A 19,413-nucleotide genomic window follows, 5' to 3' on the forward strand; every position below is an offset into this window, starting at 1 on the left:
ATAATACAAGACGACGATGAATGTAAACAGTGACCACCCTATACTGGGTGCTTTATTTGAGAAATGGCGTAAAGAGAAAGACTTGAATATTAATACTCTTGCCAAAGAAGCCCATATTTGTACAACTACGTATGGAAAAATAAAAAAGGGCTGGATGTGAGATTAAGTGCTTATCAGTCACTTTTTTATTACTACTCCATGGATTTGGAGGATGATGAAATCAGGCAGATGGTGAATGAGTGGCTGGAGGGATGGCTGAAGGTGAGAAAGAGAGAGTAAGAGAAGGTTTAATTTGCATATCAGCTGGGGATGCTAATTGTTGACGTCCCCAATGTAATATTTTTATAGATATTGTGCTTATGTAAGGAATAATTTATATTAAATTCAATGGCAACAAAACGTATAGATTACATAGATGCGATAAAAGGTTTTTCAGTACTTTGGGTGGTACTTTATCATTTCGATTTGACCGGAGTTGCGATAAATGCTCCTTTACGATTACCTCTTTTTTTCTTGGTATCCGGATTGTTTTTCAGACAACGGAGTTGTTTTAAGGACTTTTTTATCAAGAAAGTGAATACACTTTTAGTACCCTTTGTGTTCTTTTGGTTATTCGGAATAACTTTGCAACTTTTGGTGCAGTGTGTACGCTATCTGTTTGAAGGCCTATTTGAATTTTCTATTTTGGATAAATTTATAGGACTTGCCAAACTCTTTACTGTTATACCAATAGATGCTCTTGAACCCAATCCTTTAGGAGTAGGCGGTATTTGGTTTTTGATAGGCCTTTTTTGTTTTTTGGAAGAAATTCCATTGTAATATTCGGTGTCCATTTGGCAATGTTCCCTTTTGCACAGATACCCGTAGTCAAAGTATTACACATAGTCCCCAATAGTTGGGCGGCTGTGTTGTGTTTTGAGTTTCCTTTGATTATAGTGGTAAGTTACTTCCTTACTCTACTACTTGTGAAGTATTTTCCTATGTGTATAGGGAAAAAAGAACTTTGGCGAACGGCATGAGTGTGTTGTTGAATAGATTGCCAATAAATTGGATATAAAAGTAAGCGTCCAAAAATGCCGTTTTGTTTTCTATTCTAAAGATTTCGACCTTTGCTGCTGTCATCGACCTAAATAGAAGTATGTATTAGTAGCAGTGATTTTGAGCGTCTTTTCGTTCAGGTCGAAGGTTATCAGTTTTTGACGGTACTCTTCCCGGTGATAATATTCCATAAGCATTTGGCGATATGCCTGATGTCCCTTCAGGGAAGCAGGAGAGAACTTACCGGTTTAGGGCACTGAAAAGTGCCTTAATTAAGGGGGATACCTTAAATTGAGTGCTTACAAATATAAAACGAATGCTACCCATTACATTACAAAAGGAGGGATATGACCCTTTCATAGATTATCTCAAAGGAGTCTGTATCTTCTTGGTAGTGTTGGCACACTGTCTGCCACACACAGAATATATCTTGTTTCCTCTTTGGGGAGACCAAGCAGTGCCTTTGTTCCTATTGATACAGGTCTTTCATGCCTATAAGCATGGAGTGGACGAGGCTGTGAAAATGCCTAATTTGGTTAAGCTGTTTAATAGGATTTTCAAGCCTTTTCTTCTCTTACTGCTTTTTGAGGTATTTTTGCTGGTAGTGGTATTGCAAAGAGATCCTTTGCAGGTGATGAAGACTGTTATTATTGGTGGCGGTATAGGTCCTGGTTCCTACTATGTGTGGATATACATACAGTTTGCGTTGTTGTTGCCTATTATTGCATTGATAATCAAATTGTTAAATAAAGTTGTAGGGGGGGTAAAATATGCTTGCTGATGATTGCGTTAAGCTGCCTTTGGGAGTTGGTATGCATATATATCCACATACCTGAGATGCTTTACAGGCTTTTATTTTTCCGGTATTTCTTTTTGATTTATTTGGGATATATGTGGGTGGAGAAAGGTATTCTCTTGGATAATATTAGATTGCTGCTTTCTGTGGTCAGTATAGCGTTTATTTTGATGTTCGCTTATACCTCAATTAATTTCGAACCTTTATTTTTTCAGACAGACTGGAAGATATATCATTGGATATGCTACTTCTATGTAGCCTCTTTGTTCCTTTTCTTTCTGAAATTCTGTTATAATCGTTTGAGTACTAAACTAAAAGAGTTTATAGGTCTGATGGGGAAATATTCCTTCGAGATTTTTCTCCTTCAGATGTTTGTTTTCGCATTCTTTCCACATGGAATGTTGCTGGATTTTGTGGGCAATAAATACATCTGCGCTACACTGACGATAATACTTACCGTATCACTGAGCATATTGCCGGTGATAGTGTGGAAAAGGTGGAGAGGATTGCGTAGCACTGCTGCTGAATAAAAATAATGTTTTTAAATTGTTTATTAGGCAACAAGCTTCTGCTTAAAGGAGCTTTGTTCTCTTTTTTCTCTTTTTTTAATCAGGGTGCAAGCTTTTTGTTACTGATTATTCTGGCCAATTATATTGCTCCTTCAGATTATGGTACTTTGAGCTTATTCAACACCATCATTTCTTTTTTGGGGTTTGTTGTTTCTCTCTCAACGCATGGTTACATAACTATTTCTTTCTTTAAAAAGGATGAAAAGAAATTTAAGCAAGACTATACTCTCATCTTCCTAATCACTTTTGCGGTAGCTACGTTTTTCGCTTTTTTGCTTCTGTTGGGTAATACTTTTGTTGCGGAAGTGTTAGAATTGCCGATACATTATCTTTGGTTTGCATTAGTCATTTCTGTGATGAACTGCTATTTTCAAATTGTACTCGACTATTATCGCATCCGTGAGAAACTGACTTCTTTTGGTTTGGTGAGTTGCAGCTTTGCCGTTGTAAATTTCGCTGTAACTATGCTGTTTGTTGTTGCTTTGAAGCAGGGATGGGTGGGACGTATCTATGCACAGCTTGCTTGCGGAGTACTCTATGGACTTGTAGCTTTTTATGTGTGTTTTCGCTATCGCCTATTTATTTTCAAGGGACTTTCGTGGCTTCAGGTAAAGCCTATCTTGATGTGGGGCATTCCTTTAATTCCACACTTGGCTACGAGTTGGATTAAGCAAGGCGGTGACAGATATATCATCAATTACTATTATACCCTTGCCGAAGTTGGAATCTTCAGTTTTGCACTCAATCTTTCGAATATCATAGATATGATTGGGGCGGCATTTAATCAGACAAATTCTGTGTCAATCTATCAAATATTGTCTTCGGAAGCGAATGACAGGTGGTTGCGGCTGAAACGCCAAACAAGGGATATCTTTGTTATTTATACAATTGGGGCTGTCATCGTTTTTGTAGGTTGTTCAGTCATTATCCCTATTTTGTTGCCCAAGTATTCATCTTCCTTGCCTTATTTTTATTTATTAGGCATTTCCGGATATTTTCAGTGTATATATTTTCTTTATACCAACTATCTTTTCTACTATGATAGAACCAAGGATTTGATGTTCATAACATTCAGTTGCTCTGTTCTCCATTTAGGACTGTCAATGCTGTTTACCAGATACAGCCTTTACTATACCTGTCTGCTCTATGTTTTCCTTAAAGCCCTTATGGTGGCGATGGTGGTTTTTAGAGCTAAAGGATTAATTAATAAATACGTGAGGTGATTACGTCACAATATGAATAGAATAATAAATCTAAATAAGAATAAAGATGAAGAAATATAAAGATTTGAAAGCTGTATGTTTTGTTGATTCAACGTATACCATGCTCATTTATATGCTGGTATATGGAAAGGAACAATTTGACAAGACTTTCTTTTTTATATCAGATGCATTCTCGTCTGAATTTCAGAGTAAACTCAAGTATAAGGAATTTCTCTCTTATGTGAAAATGACCTCACAGCCGTTTGTGTTGAGAGTATTATGCCGCTTTTGGTTAAAATGTACAGCCTATATGAAATGGCCTTTTCTGTGTACGCTCCCGATTTTTGGTCAAGATCACCTGTGGTACACTCCGGCTCTGTTGCGCAAACGCTCTATGGTGGTTATTGAAGATGGTCTGGCAAACTATATAGAAAGCGCTTTAGTAAGACCGTCAACGATGAAGCACAAGTGGTTATACAGATTGCTGTTTGGCTCCAGCATGTGTTATGGTGAGTATGGTAATTCTAAATATGCTTCACAAGTTGTTCTTACCGGTGCTATGGGATCTATTCCTGCTTGTCTCAAAGAAAAAGCTATACTTGTCGATATCAGGAAGTTATGGGAAACGTGTGATTATAAAGATTATATTCTTGATATGTTCAGCTTTAATAAGGAGGAAATAGAAAAACTTCGCGAAAAGAAGGTGATTATACTGGCACAACCTTTCAATCAAGGTGTGGGTGACGAAGTGATGAGAGAGATATATCAAGGTATAATTAATCAATACAATGCAGAAGATGTAGTAATCAAGACACATCCCAGAGATACTATGGATTACAGAGGAATGTTTCCCGATGTAATGGTATATTCAAAAAAAATGCCGGCGGAGTTGTTTTCTTTGATAGGTTTGTACTTTACCGATGCATATACAATTAATAGTACTTCTATCTTTTCATTCCCGAAGGAATGTAAAAAACATCTTCTTGGGTTTAAATGTCATCCGGAATTATTGAATGTATATGGACAATTTGAAATTGAGGAGCTTAATCCGAACTGATTGGTTTGTGTGGGTGGCTTTTTTTTGCTGCCCTGTACTGGCCATGCCCATGGTGATAAATGGCTGCTATCGGCAAAAGAAGAATATGTATCTTCTTTTTTCATTGTTTATGGGTTTATGCGCCATGTTGCTTTATCCTCCCGTAGCAGATTTGTATAGGCATTGGGTAAACTTTCAAGACATAAAGCTGTTTGAGTGGAACGATTTCTTGTTCTTTTTGGGAGTGAACATAAAAGTGGATTTCCTATTACCATTGTTGGAATTTATTTTTATAAAATATGGTATCTCTTTTGGATTTTTGAGGTTCTTGCTTGTTGCGAGCACTACAATGCTCTTCTTAAATGCCTATAATAGCTATTGCAAAAGCATGAAGCCGAACGATAGAGACCGCTGTGTGTTTTTATGGTTCGTGATTTTTATAATTCCCTACGCTGCTGTTGCAGTAGGATTGAGAAGCTCTTTTGCAGCATCTTTAGTAAGTTATTACATTTTCAGACACTATGTGCTGAACGAAAAACGTTTTATTGACATAGGGCTGTTATTAATTGCCTTTTTCTTTCATTTTGGTGTCATGATGGTGATACCACTCATTCTGCTGGCAGAGGTTGGATTGTATGTAAGGCATAAGCCCATTTTCTATTTGGTTTTTGGAATTCTTTTTTTTGTTTCGCAATCGTTTGGATTATTGGTTTCCGTTCTTCCTTTAGGAGAATTAAATGATTATCTTGTTAGTTATACAGAGGGAGAATACGCTTCTACCGAATATCTTGAGGGGCATAATATATTTTTTTGGCTTCCTACGATAGGACATTACACTTGCAATATATTGTTTTTTGCTATTTTCTGCAAGAATGTTCCTATAACAAAACAGACATCTTTGGTGTATAATTTATTTCTGCTGACGGCATTTACTTCCGCATTTTTTGCCGTAAATGGTAGAGTGATGGCATATTTCTATTATTACGGCATCTTTTTCTTAATGAAATATGCGGGAATGTCTAAACTGAAAGTTCTTTTTAAAACCTATGTATTCCTTACTCTATTCGGATTCATGCTTGAATGGAGAAAACATACCATAACAAGGTGGTACTATTTATTCAGTCCATATCCCGTGGCTCTTTCCATGGACTATGACGATAACTGGGTGATGAATAATGTTAATCCCAACGGTGAACTTTATATTTATATTAAATGATTATGTTAAGAAATAGAGAACCTTTAGTTTCTATTGTCGTTCCGGTGTACAATGTTGAACGCTACATTGATAAATGTTTGGATTCATTATTTTCGCAATCTTACGAAAATATGCAATACATTTTTGTAAATGATTGTACTATAGACAATAGCATGAAGCATATCCAAGATAAAATGACTGATTATCCACATCGGAGGGAGCAAGTGATATTAATAAATCATGAAGTGAACAAGGGGCTGACTGCTGCCAGAAAAACAGGCTTGTCGCATGCCCAAGGTGAGTATATATGGCATATTGATAGCGATGACTATATCTCGACAGATGCAGTAGAATGTCTTGTAAACAAGGCTTTGGATGAAAATGCCGATATGGTGGTGTTTGACATAGACGAATTATATGACAACTTCACAAAACACATTACTTTATCCATGCCTGAAACAAAAGAGCAGTATCTGTATCAAATGATTATAAGAAAGACGAGGTTTGAACTCTGCTTCCGCTTTTGTAATAGAAAAGTGTATAACGGCATTGAATTGGATGAAAGCATCTGTTATAGTGAAGACTATGCTACCAGTCCACGACTGGTTTATAACTCCAATAAGGTGGCATATCTGAAGAAAACGTGCTATTATTATCTTAAAAATATAGCTACGTCTTATACCGCATCTGTGAGTGTAAAATCTATTAAAAGTCTGGAAAGAGCCGCTTTGCTGTTGGAGGATTTCTTTTTGAAGATAAATCTTGAGTATTATGCACCCGTATTATCCCTGGCAAAGGTTTATGTAAAAGTACATTCTATGAAATCATCATTCTACAATGAAGAAGCTTTCAAATACTCTATCTCTCTTTTTCCAAACATATCGGGGGGTGATAAAACTAAAATCGGAATGAAAGACAGATTATTGCTTTTTCTGCTGGATACAAAGATGATAGCATTGCTAAGGCTTTATATCAAGGTCGGATTACATGTTAGTTCAAGATGGTAATATTGTAATGAATAGTTTAGTATGATTTTATTTAGTATTATAATTCCAATCTATAATACAGGTAGGTATCTTAGACAATGCCTTGACAGTGTTCTGAACCAATCTTTTTCGGATTTTGAAGCCATTATGGTGAATGATGGGTCAACCGATGACTGCTTGACCATTTGTCAGGAGTATTTGGTAAGGGATAGCCGTTTCCGGTTGGTAAATAAAGCGAATGGTGGATTGGTGAGTGCAAGAATAGCAGGAGCTGATGAAGTGCGAGGAGATTACTGTATTTGTCTGGATTCGGACGATTGGATAGATTCCCGTTATCTTGAATTGATATCTGATAGCATAAAGCAATATAAAAATCCGGATATTGTTATGATGGGACATGTTTTTGCTTTGGAAACCAATCACAAGTATCGAAGGATTTCGTTAAGAACAGGCTATTATAATGAAGAACAATTGGTGAAGGAAATCTATCCTCTACTTATGAGAAGGAATGATGATGCTTGTCTGCCGGGACAATTGTGGGGTAAGGCATTTAAATCTGATATATACATACAACAACAACAACAACAGCAAGGTTTGTTTCTGAAGATTGGAGAGGACAAAGCCTGTACGATAGCATTTATGAACTTTGCTCGAAACGCAGTAGTGATGGATTATTGCGGTTATTATTATAGAATGAATCCGTCGTCTATGACAAAATGCAGAAAAGCTTTCCCTTGGAATACTCCGGAAGTTATAGGTAGGCATTTAGAAAAACAAATTGATATGTCTAAATATGACTTTAAAGAGCAGTTATATCGATTTGTTACGCATGAAGTGGCTACGGTAGCTGCATCTCAATTCTTTGAAAATAAAAAATATAGAGAGGTGTGCCGCGAGATTAATAAAGAACTGAAAAACCCTTACTATGATAATGCCATACGGCATGCTGTATATAGAAAAAATCTGATTGCAATAGGCATGACTTATGCTTTAAGATACCGCCTTTATTTTTTCCTATACCTCTATAATAAATTGTTTCAGACTTTTTAATGATTTTGTAAATTATATTATACGTCATTTTTGAACGTTATTTTTATGCGAATACTTCAAGTAATAACTCTCTGTGATCTTGGAGGAGCACAGTCGGTCGTTGTCAATCTGGCAAATAGGTTGGTTAAAGAACATGAGGTGATAGTGGCGGCGGGAGCTGGTGACGGAAAAATGTGGTTGTTGCTTCATCCGTCTGTGATATGTGAACGCATTCCATCGTTACGAAGAGCTTTGTCTCTACTCAATGAAATCAAGACAATTCGAGCTATGCGGAAACTTTATAAAAAGTATCACCCAGATATAATTCATTTGCATTCATCAAAAGCCGGATTATTAGGCCGAATAGCATTTCCTTCTGCAAAAATAGTATATACAGTTCATGGCTTTGATTCTATACGTATAGCCCATCGAAAATATTTATTCCTCGAAAAGATGCTGCAATTCAGGTGTAGAACTATTATTGGTGTAAGTAAATATGATGAAGATAATTTGTGTAATGAGGGGATAAATAACAATGTTTGTTTTGTATATAATGGTATTAGTCAACCATTGCGTTTACCGGAAAGTCCCTTTAATAAAATGCGAAGCTATTCAAAGATAATATTATGTATTGCCAGATTATCTCCCCCAAAAAATATAGACTTATTTCTGAAAGTTTCTGAATTATTACCTCAATATGCCTTTGTTTGGATTGGTAATCAGCATGAATTTCGTGGACAGTATTCTGAAAATGTGTTTTTCATGGGAAGTCTTCCCAATGCGGGCGCGTATAATGAATACGCTGATTTGTTTATTCTTCCCAGTAATTATGAAGGATTACCGATGACTATTATTGAAGCCATGGCTTTTGGAAAACCGGTGGTTGCTTCAAAAGTAGGAGGTATTAGCGAGATTGTATTAGATGATGAAAATGGTTATACAGTAGAGAATTCAGCGAAAGCTTTCTGTGAGAAAATCTGCTATATTTTAGAGAATAAAGATGTTTATACCCGTTTCTCAAAAAACGCTTTAAAAAGCTATCAAAAGAAGCTGACTGTTGATAATATGATAGATGGATATTTGAGGATTTATAATGGAATTGTGGATTAAACAAATAGATGAGTAAGCAGTCAAAAAATGGCTATTAATTGAAAGTAATAATTTTGCTGCCAACTAAATTTATAGAATTATGTATAGCAGTGAATATCTTGAAAGGTTTTATTTTCAGTACCAGAGCGAGGCTTGCCTCATGGAGAATCTCTCCAATCGTTTTGTGTTAGGAACAAAGTACCTTATAACATTTTCCAGAAATGGTTTAAGGATACTCGCAAAAAAGTGGTTGCAGTCTGGGTTGATGATGTCTCTGTGATTACCTATGAGGAAAAAAACAGGACTAGTGACCAACCTACCCCTGCATCAAAAAGCAGTAATGATACCTCTGCTCGTATTTGGCTTGAGATTCGTATCAGCAATAGGCTGCGTTTATCCCAAAAGAATTTAAGTTATCAGGATTTAGTTCGCATGGTAGAGAAACTGAAGAGATTATATTGAATGTAACTGGTCTGAATTATTTCTATTATGTCCGTGACTTTGCCGATATGCGTTGTCTCGAAATCGGAGAATAGTCCGTATGTTTTCATTTGACAACCGTTCATACAGCCTGTTCGAAAAGAAGTTTGTTGCTGGCTATCAGTTTATGAAAGTAGAGCGGAATGGGGCAGATACGGTTTATCGGATCGACTGGAAAGATGTAATTCTGATACTTGAGATTCCTATGGTTAAAATATTAAAAATCAGACGAATAGGTTTGTTTACTTGAGGTTTCGAGATTGTTTTGCTGCCTTTATGTTTGTAAATCAAAGGTTTAAATATGACGGTACGGACGATACACTCCGTACAGATTCTCTGGACAAAAATAAATTTCGGAATAGGCCGGTTCTTCCCCAAAAGGAACGTGACCTGGGCAATCGTCCCGACGGGTATAAAACGATGGGAGTAGCCTTTCTTCTATGAGAATGACTCTCGCAGTCGTGAGGTACTAACAGACTTCTTGGGTGATTCGGAATTAAAGAGTATTATGTCTGACGGATACAATGCTTATGTATTTATCGGCAATGAGCTGAAATCAGCTATACATCAGGTTTGCATGTCTCATGCAAACAACAAGTTCATTAAGGCCGGTAATCAAGGCGGTGAACCGGTAGCCGGGCGTTTTTCAAACCTTTTAAAGAGATTCTTTTTGAAAGAACATGTTTATGATGAAGCCGGGCTTACTTCGGAAGCTGACCACTCAACGCAACAATTCCCTTCATTATGGCAGTGATTCCGGTGCTGGGATGGCTGTAACTTATCATAGTGTAATAGGAACTGTAAAGCTTCATGGCTGTTCTATCTGGAACTTCATTGGAACTTTTTTCAAAAATATTTTTAACGGGTGCAGGGATTATGTTAACATGGTTCCTGGCAAAATCACTTTGGCTACCAGCCAATGTTAAATTCAAAACTAATTAATTAACAAAACTCGTTTTAGGGCACTGAAAAGTGCTTTCATTAAGGGGTATGCCCTAAATTGAGTACTTACGGAAACTTTGTCACCATACTTAACAAAGTTTCTATGAGTCGTCCACATGTCGTATCATTAATATAAAGAAGCATTACATCGTAACTTTCTTGATTTGAAGGTTATTCTTTAGGGGAGCGAGGCACGTGGTGATGTACGTTCGGATAGCGACATTGATTTGTTGTTATTAGTTGAGATGGGGAAGGAATTTTGTTATGACTCCGGAACAGCATTTTGATATTACTTTTCTTTTGAGTTAATTTTTTCTATTTAATTTTCATGAAACTTTTATTTACAGGGGCCTCCGGGTTCTTGGGTAACAACGTGCATCCTCTTTTGGAAGCTATATATGAGGTTACTACTGTAGGTCTGTTGCCACAGGATGACTATACCGTGAACATGGCACAGGAGATACCGGAGCTGCGTGAACGGTATGATATCGTTCTTCATGCAGCTGGAAAAGCACATGTGACACCCAAGACGAAAGCAGAGAAACAAGCTTTTTTTGATGTAAATCTGCAAGGTACAAAGAATCTTTGTGCAGCATTGGAAAGAAGAGGGGTTCCCCGAGCTTTTATCTTTATTTCTACAGTAGCCGTATATGGTTGCGAGTATGGAGAAGAGATAACAGAAGAGTATCCTTTGGGTGGGAAAACTCCGTATGCCATGAGCAAACGTCTGGCCGAAGAGTTTTTGCATAAATGGTGCTACAAACACAACGTTATTTTGGGTATTATTCGTCCTTCCTTAATTGCTGGGTGTAATCCTCCGGGAAATTTAGGAGCGATGATTCAAGGCATACGCAATGGAAGATATTTAGGTATTGCCGGAAGTCGTGCGCGGAAGAGTGTGTTGATGGTACAGGATATAGCAAGTCTGGTTCCTTTGTTGGCAGAAAAAGGAGGTGTCTATAATGTATGTGATAGTTACCATCCTTCTTTCAGAGAGTTGGAAGCGGTTATTTGCAAACAGCTGAATAAAAAAATGCCTTTCTCAATACCTTATTGGGCAGCTAAATGTATGGCTTTGGTAGGAGATTGCTTAGGAAAGAAAGCGCCTATCAATTCTTTGAAACTGAAGAAAATCACAGAATCGCTTACTTTCAGTAACGAAAAGGCGATGCGTGAATTGGGATGGAAGCCGACCCGTGTATTGGAAAACTTCAAGATAGAATGAATGTATATTTAGATGTCATATTGATAGGGCTGGGTATTGTATCTTTGGGATTTACATGTATTCAGCTTTGGTTTTACTGGATAATCAAAAACGGATGATGTATTATTGGATGGTCTTGGTTCTGCTGTTTTTGGCAGAACTTTTTTATTTTAGAGTGGCTGATAGGTGCAATATCATCGACAAGCCCAATGAGCGGAGTTCCCATACGAAAGTGACTTTACGCGGTGGTGGGATTATTTTCTATTTCGGGGCGTTTGCCTATTTCCTGACGAGTGGCTTTGAATATCCCTGGTTCCTGCTTGCCTTGACACTGGTGACGTTCATCAGCTTCGTGGACGATATAAAATCCACCGGACAGATGACAAGACTGCTTTTTCATTTCTCTGCTATGGCTATGATGTTTTATCAGTGGGGGCTGTTCTCTTTGTCCTGGTGGTGGATAGTCATAGCCTTGATAGTCTGTACGGGCATCATCAATGCCTACAACTTTATGGATGGCATTAACGGCATAACCGGTGGTTATTCTCTGGTTATTCTTGCTGCGTTGGCCTATATCAATAAGGAGGTGGTTACTTTTGTGGAAGCAGATTTCATCTATACCGTTATCTGTTCCGTTCTAGTTTTCTGTTTCTTCAATTTTCGTAAGAAAGCCAAATGCTTTGCGGGTGATGTGGGGGCGGTGAGCATTGCCTTCATCCTTCTTTTCCTGATAGGCAGGCTCATCATTGAAACGGAAGATTTCAGCTGGATAGTCCTTTTATCCGTTTATGGTGTGGATAGTGTACTGACTATCATTCACCGCCTGATGCTTCATGAGAATATCGGTTTGCCGCATCGCAAGCATCTGTATCAGATTATGGCGAATGAGCTGAAGATTCCTCATGTAATGGTTTCTTCTATTTACATGGCGGTGCAGGCAATCATAATCGTAGGATATATAATGTGTTTAGGTTACGGTTATTGGTATTTGACAGGTATAATTCTTTTGCTTTGTTTTTCTTATACCTGCTTTATGAAGAAGTATTTCGGATTGCACCAGTCTACGTGAGTAATACTGAAATGATGATTAGTAAAATAATGAAAGGCGATGGAGACTAAAATCTCCATCGCCTTTCGTCTTATTTTTGAAATATAAATCGTACCTTTGTCATATACCAATCAGGTTATAATAATAACATGGAACAGATGCGTAAACTGCCGATTGGCATACAGACTTTTGAGGAAATACGTAGGGATGGTTATCTCTATGTAGATAAGACGGCTATGGTTTATCAAATTGCAAATGTAGGTAAACCTTATTTCTTGAGCCGTCCCCGTCGTTTTGGCAAGAGTCTGCTTCTTTCTACCTTTGAAGCCTACTTTCAAGGACGCAAGGATCTGTTTCAAGGTTTGGCCATCGAACAGCTGGAAAAGGAATGGGAAGAATACCCGGTTTTGCACTTGGATTTGAATGCCCGGAAATATGAAACTGCTGCTGACCTGACGGCTATGCTTAATCAGTATCTGGAGAAATGGGAGCTGCTCTATGGTCAGGAGAAGAAAGACCGTAATCCGGAAGAGCGTTTTGCTTACGTGATAGAGCGGGCATGCATGCAGACAGGAAAGCAGGTTGTTGTGCTGATTGATGAGTATGATAAGCCATTGCTTCAAGCGGTCTTGGATGAGAACTTGCTGGATGAGTATCGGAAAACATTGAAAGCATTCTACGGTGTCTTGAAGAGCGCTGACCGTTATCTTCGTTTTGTTTTCCTGACCGGAGTGACCAAGTTTGCGCAAGTAAGTGTGTTCAGTGACTTGAACCAGCTGAATGATATCAGCATGAAGTCTCCTTACGCTGCTTTGTGTGGTATTACCAAAGAGGAGTTGGTGAAAACCTTTCTGCCGGAACTTGAGAGACTGGCTAAACGAAGAGGGATATCCTTACAAGAAGTGATTGATTTGATGGAACGTCAATATGATGGTTATCATTTTCATCCGGAAGGTGTAGGAATGTTCAATCCGTTCAGTGTATTGAATGCTTTTGATGCAGAAGAGATGGGATATTATTGGTTTCAGACCGGCACACCTACTTACTTGGTTGACTTGCTGAAGCAGAGTGATTACGATATACGTCTATTGATAGATGGAGTGGAAGTGCTGGCTTCCGCTTTCTCTGAATATCGTGCGGAAACAAATAATCCTCTTCCGATGATTTATCAAAGTGGTTATTTGACCATAAAAGGGTATGATGATGATGTGAAGCTATACACTTTAGGCTTTCCAAATGATGAGGTTCGTTACGGCTTTCTGAATTTTCTGGTTCCTTTTTATACTAAAGTTACTGATGATGAGACTGGTTTCCACATCGCTAAATTCATGCGTGAATTGAAGAGTGGGGATGTGGAGGCGTTTATGGAGCGTCTTAAGATATTCTTCTCCGGTATTCCGTACGAGTTGAGTGATGATACGGAACGTCATTATCAGGTTATTTTTCATGTAGTATTTACTTTGCTGGGACAGTTCATCCGGTCCGAGGTTCGCAGCAGCCGCGGCCGTGCGGACGCGGTAGTTCATACCCCTACCGCTATTTATGTTTTTGAGTTCAAACTGGACGGTACAGCCGACGCAGCTCTGAAGCAAATAGATGAGAAGGGGTATCTGATTCCTTATACCTTGGATGGCAGGAAATTAGTGAAAGTAGGTGTGAACTTCAGTAAAGAAACACGGAATATTGATGAATATATTGTCGTAGAGGAATAGGAACGAACAATCATATATATGGAAAAGGCGATGGAGAATTAATTCTCCATCGCCTTTTCCATATTATAAAATTTCACCTTATTTCTTCATTCTCAGCACCCGTATTCCCGTCCACTTATTATTGTCTTTCAGCATTTGGGACAAGGGGACTTTGGAAACAACCACTTTCTTGTCGGTAGAAGAAGCGTGTACCAACAGGAGTTTGCCATCTGCATAGAAAGCGATTCCCATGTGGGCTACGTCCAGCCCCGGAGTGTTGGTGGTGATGGCTATGATATCGCCGTCTTTAATCCACGGGAGACCATCGGCGGGAAGTTTGGCTTTGGGAAGATAGTGAATTTCCTTGCTGGACAAGGATTGTTCAATCTTCTTCATTTTGGCTATGTTCTCCGGAGAATTTGCCAGCTGCTTGTAGAGTTGGGGGTGGGAAGACATGTAGGAGATGGATAACTGTTCGGTGTCGGGACTCATGGCGCCCGTTACATCCTGAAGGAAGCCGTTGCGTACGCCATTGTTTATCCAGTCGGCAATATAATGCAGGCGGGAAGTGTACCCGTCGATTTTACCGTCACGGTAACGGATTTTTTGCAGGTTATCGGCGAAAGCGCTTTCCGAGATGTCTCCGTCGGCCAATTTGGGGGTGAGTGTCTCTGCCAGCACATATTCCACCAGCGTGGTGCAGTCTACCTCATCGCAGTTGATGACGAGTTCTTCGGGACCATCTGCTTCCAGCGTATGGGCTACGTATGGCACATCCAGATACTTTATTCCATTGCTCAACATATCTTTCCCTCCCTGGGCAGAAACGGAAGTTACCATGGCTGCGGCGCAGAGGGCGCTGAACATAAATTTAGTCATTGTTTTCATTTTTCTCTCTTTTGATTATTATTGTTCTTAAACGTAAAAAGGATGCAGCAAATTTACTACATCCTTTTTATAAAAGCTTAATCCGGAGGGATTAAATTCAATATTGCTGGATTAAATATTTATAATCCTCCTTTTTATCGAACGGAACAAGGGAGAAACCGTATTCAATGGCATTCTCTTTGCCCGGACGAATCAGATAGGGTTCATGGGCGGTTGCGCCCCAACTGTCGTCTCCACCGACACCCATCATGCGGTAGTCAATGAACAAATCAACCATCTTTTCCGGCAGAGGATCGGTGAGGTGGCGATGATGGGTCTTTTCGGTACGCGGAGCACCGTTATCAATCGTGTCGCCGCTATCCATGCTCTCCAGGGGATAGTTGGAGGCGTTCAGTTCGAAGGTGCGGTCGGCGATGAGTAGCAAGCCACGTTGCGTCTTATCGGTAAGGGCGCACCAATAGATGTCTGTGCGATGGTTGTTCTCTTGCGGGCGGACGTAAGGCTCGTACATATCCTTGAGCGGGATAGTATACTCTCCAATAAACTGGGAGGTACGGCGGTCTCGGTAGTTTTCCTTCGGACCGCGACCGTAGTAGGTCAAGTCTGTAAAGATCTTTTGCAACTGCATCCGCAGGCCTACACGCGGTATCATCGAAGCCTGGTCTCCTTCGGCCACGAAGCGGTTGTCTACCTTGATAACTCCGTTGGCATATATCTTATAGGTGATGTCCCAACGGGCATCTGTCTGCGGAAAATGATAGGTCACCTTTACTGTCGTGGCATTGCTGCCCGGAGTCACTTGGAAACTTTCGGCTTTTGGTTCTTGATAGCTTGCCTCTTTCCAGGCTTTGAGGCGGACGGGGAGGTTGGCTCCATAATCATTGTCCGTCGGTGCACGCCAGAAGAATGGGCGGGGACCTTGACCGTTCAGTATGTACTCGTGCTTCTTGTACAAATAGGAGGTGAGTAGGCCGCTTTGCTTGTCGAAGGTGGCTTTGAAGTCGGGACCGAAGAACGCCACCAAATTTCCTTCTTCCTTAGAAGTGGCGGGCTTCTGTGCCGTAGCCTCTTTCTTGTAGAAGGTATGGACGTAGGTCTGTTCGCGTGCAATGACCGTGCCGGCCGGGAGGAAAGGTTCTGCCGTCTTGATGGCTGCATAGAACTCGATGCGTACATCTCCCGTTGTCTGTTTCTCTTTGGGTATGCCGTTCAGAAAGCCGGTGGTTACTGTCTTGCCCGGTGCAGCATGGATATTTTCAATCTTGCCACGGTAGACTTCCTTTCCATGGTCGCGGATGATGTAGTAGAAGTCGTACTTGTCGAGATTGGTGAAAGAGAAATCATTGCGGATTTTCACGGTGGAAGTTTGCTTGTCGAAGTCGAGGAACTTGATGTTCTGGTAGACCTTCCCCATCTCTTCCGTCTGCGGTTTGACACTGCGGTCGGGGTATACCACGCCGTTGATGCAGAAATTGCCGTCGGAGGGAGTGCCGTTCTCGCCATAATCGCCGCCATAGGTCCAGTATTTACGGCCGTCGTCTGTCTTGGCGGCAAAGCCTTGGTCTACCCAGTCCCAGATACAGCCGCCCTGGAGGATGGGATATTTTTCGATGATATCCCAGTAGTCCTGGAAGTTGCCGAGACTGTTGCCCATGGCATGGGCATACTCGCAAAGAATGAGGGGACGCGTCATCTCCTTGTTCCGGGCATACTTCTCCAGATAGGAAGGGGGAGCATACATCGGGCAGTAGATGTCCGTATTCCATTCCAACAGTGCACGTTCATACTGGATGGGACGGCTGTCGAGTGTCTTCAAGGTGTTGTAAGTGACGTAGAAATTCAATCCGTTCCCGGCTTCGTTGCCCAGCGACCAGATGATGACTGACGGATGGTTCTTGTCCCGCTCGTACATATTCATGGTGCGGTCGAGATGGGCATTCATGAAGAGCGGATTGTTTCCCAGCGTACCGCCTACCCGCAAGTCGTAACCCATGCCGTGACTTTCGATATTGGCTTCGTCGATGACGTAGATACCATATTCATCGCAGAGTTCGTAGAAACGTTCCTGCTGGGGATAGTGGCAAGTGCGTACGGTATTGACATTGTATCTCTTCCAAAGCTCGAAATCTTTCTTCATCAGTTCTTCGGAGACATAGTGACCGGTATTCTCGTTGTGTTCGTGATAGTTCACGCCTTTCACGAGGATAGGTTGTCCGTTTACCAACAGTTGCTTGTCCTTGATTTCCACTGTACGGAAACCTACTTTGCAGCTTGTCGCTTCAATCACATCTCCGTTCGGGCGCTTCAAGCTGACGACGAGGGTATAGAGGTTGGGCGTTTCGGCTGTCCATTGCAGGGGTTCCTGGATGGTCTTCTTGGTGAATTCCACTTCCGTTTGGTCACCGCTGACCTGAGTAGAGGACTGGGCTATCTGCTGGTCGTTCTTGTCCAGCAGGCGGTAACCAACGACAAATGGGGCGTTTTGTCCGCTTTCATTGGTAAACTGCACCTTTACCTTGAGGATACCGTTCCGGTAGTTGTCGTCCAGAGGAGCTTCCACCTTGAAGTCTGTGAGATGGATTTGAGGCTGGGCATATAAGTAAATGTCCCGTTCGATACCACTGATGCGCCAGAAGTCCTGGCATTCCAGATAGTTGGCATCGGAAAAGCGGTGTATCTGAATGGCAATGACATTCTTCCCTTTCTTGGCAATGGCGCTGACGTTGAAACGCGCCGGAGTCTTTGCATCTTTACTCATGCCTACAAACTTGCCGTTAAGGTAGTAGAAGGCTGCCCCGCGTACACCGTCGGCACTCAGGAAAATCTCCTTATCGTCCCAGTCTCCCGGAAGGGTGAACTCGCGGCGATAGGTGCCGGTGGGATTCCATTCCTTGGGAACGTACGGAGGGTTGGGCTTGTCCCAATAAGGAGGATAGCCCGAAGAACAGAACTCATAGGGATGGTTCACGTAGATGGGCGTGCCGAATCCTTGCAACTCCCAGTTTCCGGGTACATTGATGTCCGGCCAGCGGCTGGCGTCCACACGGTCCATCATGAAGTCCGTGGGGCGGTCGGCGAAGGTTTCCACATAATGGAATTTCCATTTCCCGTTAAGGGACAAGCGGAAGGTTCCGTTCTTGCGGTCATTGATGACGGCATCGGCCTCCGTGACGTAGGAGGTGAACGTGCTGCGGGCAGGCTCCCGGTTGATGCTTGTCAGCTTGGGGTTGGTAATCTCTTCGTAGCGATTGTTCTCCTGAGCAGTCAGGGCAAAGGGAAAAGCTGCGAGGCAAGTGAGTAAAAAATACTTTTTATTCATAATTGCTTTTATTTCTTTGTGGTAGGTTCAGAGACCGGGAATACGAGCCCTTCACGCAACCACTTCTCCAGTTCTTCCGTCCATTGACGCTTGTAGGTGAAGTTGTCCCGGAATCCCCAGCCATGTCCGCCGGTAGGGTAGGCATGCAGGCTGGCAGGCACTTTGTGGTCACGCAAGGCGAGGAAATAGCCAATGCCGTTGATGGGTGGCACTGCGTCGTCGTCCGAAGAAAGCATGATAAAAGCCTGCGGAGTGCGTGGGGACACTTGTCTTTCGAGGGAGTATTTTTGTTCCAGCTCCTGAGATGGATTTTCTCCGATAAGGTTCTGGCGGGAACCTCCATGGGTAACGCCTTTCTGCATGGAAATCACCGGATAGAACAAGATCTGGAAGTCGGGACGGGTTTTGTCACTGCTGTATAGTGTGGCAAGCGAAGCTGCCAGATGGCCGCCGGCAGAAGCGCCCATGATGCCTACGCGCTGAGGATTGACACCCCATTCAGCGGCATGTTTGCGTACCATGCGGATGGCTTGTTCGGCATCGGAAAGGGGCACTTCATGGTGCCCGTTGGGCATACGGTATTTCAGTACTGCATAGGTGATGCCTTGTGTGTTGAACCAGGGAGCCATGTCGTGTCCCTCGTGCTTCATGGCCAGCCCTCCGTAGCCACCTCCCGGACACATGATGATGGCCATGCCGTTGGGGTGGGAGGCAGGATACACCGTAAGGGTAGGGGTGGTGACATCGGACACCCATTCGTTGTTATGGTTCTGTCCGGAATTGGTCAGTTCGTTGTTATTGGGGGCACCGTTGGGCCATAGGGGCAGCTCAACGGGCTTTTGTGCAGATAACATGGTCGTTGCAAATAGAAAAGATAAAAGTAGAATCTTTTTCATGTTCT

General features: G+C 41.4%; 17 protein-coding genes and 2 pseudogenes. 16 read left to right on the forward strand and 3 right to left on the reverse strand.

What is annotated here, in order from left to right; translation table 11 throughout:
• Window positions 1-16: 16 nt before the first annotated feature.
• The 16 genes and pseudogenes from EYA81_RS19290 (at window position 17) to EYA81_RS17600 (ending at window position 14,326) form a co-directional block, all read left to right on the forward strand.
• Window positions 17-160, forward strand: a complete 144-nt coding sequence (locus EYA81_RS19290) for a hypothetical protein (protein ID WP_153881084.1) — start codon at window positions 17-19, stop codon at window positions 158-160.
• Window positions 157-279 carry a hypothetical protein gene (locus EYA81_RS19830; protein WP_255260470.1) on the forward strand — a complete coding sequence of 41 codons (123 nt, stop codon included), beginning with the start codon at window positions 157-159 and terminating at the stop codon, window positions 277-279. Before EYA81_RS19290 ends, EYA81_RS19830 begins: the two co-directional genes overlap by 4 nt.
• A 108-nt stretch (window positions 280-387) precedes the next feature.
• Complete coding sequence (locus EYA81_RS17535; RefSeq protein ID WP_119961889.1) at window positions 388-819, forward strand: acyltransferase family protein; 432 nt, start codon at window positions 388-390, stop codon at window positions 817-819.
• Window positions 820-1,354: 535 nt separating this feature from the next.
• The gene (locus tag EYA81_RS17540) at window positions 1,355-1,819 is read left to right on the forward strand and encodes an acyltransferase family protein (RefSeq protein WP_119961890.1); all 465 of its coding nucleotides are present in this window, start codon (window positions 1,355-1,357) and stop codon (window positions 1,817-1,819) included.
• A 314-nt stretch (window positions 1,820-2,133) separates the two neighbouring features.
• Complete coding sequence (locus tag EYA81_RS17545; RefSeq protein ID WP_131226220.1) at window positions 2,134-2,364, forward strand: hypothetical protein; 231 nt, start codon at window positions 2,134-2,136, stop codon at window positions 2,362-2,364.
• Window positions 2,365-2,369: 5 nt separating this feature from the next.
• The gene (locus EYA81_RS17550; RefSeq protein ID WP_117588790.1) at window positions 2,370-3,626 is read left to right on the forward strand and encodes a lipopolysaccharide biosynthesis protein; all 1,257 of its coding nucleotides are present in this window, start codon (window positions 2,370-2,372) and stop codon (window positions 3,624-3,626) included.
• A 46-nt stretch (window positions 3,627-3,672) separates the two neighbouring features.
• The gene (locus EYA81_RS17555; RefSeq protein ID WP_008663378.1) at window positions 3,673-4,662 is read left to right on the forward strand and encodes a glycosyltransferase family 52; all 990 of its coding nucleotides are present in this window, start codon (window positions 3,673-3,675) and stop codon (window positions 4,660-4,662) included.
• Window positions 4,625-5,857, forward strand: coding sequence for an EpsG family protein (locus tag EYA81_RS17560; RefSeq protein ID WP_165491399.1), 1,233 nt, complete (start codon window positions 4,625-4,627; stop codon window positions 5,855-5,857). Before EYA81_RS17555 ends, EYA81_RS17560 begins: the two co-directional genes overlap by 38 nt.
• Before the next feature lie 2 nt (window positions 5,858-5,859).
• Window positions 5,860-6,843: a glycosyltransferase family 2 protein gene (locus EYA81_RS17565; protein ID WP_165491400.1), complete on the forward strand. Its 984-nt coding sequence runs from the start codon at window positions 5,860-5,862 to the stop codon at window positions 6,841-6,843.
• Between the two features lie 21 nt (window positions 6,844-6,864).
• Window positions 6,865-7,872 carry a glycosyltransferase family 2 protein gene (locus EYA81_RS17570; protein WP_119961893.1) on the forward strand — a complete coding sequence of 336 codons (1,008 nt, stop codon included), beginning with the start codon at window positions 6,865-6,867 and terminating at the stop codon, window positions 7,870-7,872.
• 45 nt (window positions 7,873-7,917) lie between these two features.
• The gene (locus tag EYA81_RS17575; RefSeq protein WP_119961894.1) at window positions 7,918-8,961 is read left to right on the forward strand and encodes a glycosyltransferase; all 1,044 of its coding nucleotides are present in this window, start codon (window positions 7,918-7,920) and stop codon (window positions 8,959-8,961) included.
• A 79-nt stretch (window positions 8,962-9,040) separates the two neighbouring features.
• A pseudogene (locus EYA81_RS19970) lies at window positions 9,041-9,402 on the forward strand (hypothetical protein).
• Window positions 9,403-9,853: 451 nt separating this feature from the next.
• Window positions 9,854-10,346: pseudogene (locus EYA81_RS17585) on the forward strand (transposase); the annotation flags it as partial.
• Window positions 10,347-10,690: 344 nt separating this feature from the next.
• A complete protein-coding gene (locus tag EYA81_RS17590; RefSeq protein ID WP_119961895.1) occupies window positions 10,691-11,587 on the forward strand; it encodes an NAD(P)-dependent oxidoreductase in 897 nt (298 codons plus the stop codon).
• A 97-nt stretch (window positions 11,588-11,684) separates the two neighbouring features.
• Window positions 11,685-12,635: a glycosyltransferase family 4 protein gene (locus tag EYA81_RS17595; protein ID WP_131226446.1), complete on the forward strand. Its 951-nt coding sequence runs from the start codon at window positions 11,685-11,687 to the stop codon at window positions 12,633-12,635.
• Window positions 12,636-12,763: 128 nt separating this feature from the next.
• Window positions 12,764-14,326 (forward strand): ATP-binding protein, encoded by a 1,563-nt coding sequence (locus EYA81_RS17600; protein WP_131226222.1) that lies wholly within the window; start codon window positions 12,764-12,766, stop codon window positions 14,324-14,326.
• A gap of 78 nt (window positions 14,327-14,404) precedes the next feature.
• Here the strand turns inward: EYA81_RS17600 and EYA81_RS17605 are convergent, their stop codons facing one another.
• The 3 genes from EYA81_RS17605 to EYA81_RS17615 form a co-directional block, all read right to left on the reverse strand.
• Complete coding sequence (locus EYA81_RS17605) at window positions 14,405-15,193, reverse strand: N-acetylmuramoyl-L-alanine amidase-like domain-containing protein (protein WP_117599519.1); 789 nt, start codon at window positions 15,191-15,193, stop codon at window positions 14,405-14,407.
• Window positions 15,194-15,290: 97 nt separating this feature from the next.
• A complete protein-coding gene (locus EYA81_RS17610) occupies window positions 15,291-18,512 on the reverse strand; it encodes a glycoside hydrolase family 2 TIM barrel-domain containing protein (protein ID WP_131226224.1) in 3,222 nt (1,073 codons plus the stop codon).
• Window positions 18,513-18,520: 8 nt separating this feature from the next.
• A complete protein-coding gene (locus tag EYA81_RS17615; RefSeq protein WP_119961900.1) occupies window positions 18,521-19,408 on the reverse strand; it encodes an alpha/beta hydrolase in 888 nt (295 codons plus the stop codon).
• Window positions 19,409-19,413: the final 5 nt, after the last annotated feature.

Source organism: Bacteroides sp. A1C1 (genome assembly GCF_004328515.1).
Classification (GTDB): domain Bacteria; phylum Bacteroidota; class Bacteroidia; order Bacteroidales; family Bacteroidaceae; genus Bacteroides; species Bacteroides uniformis.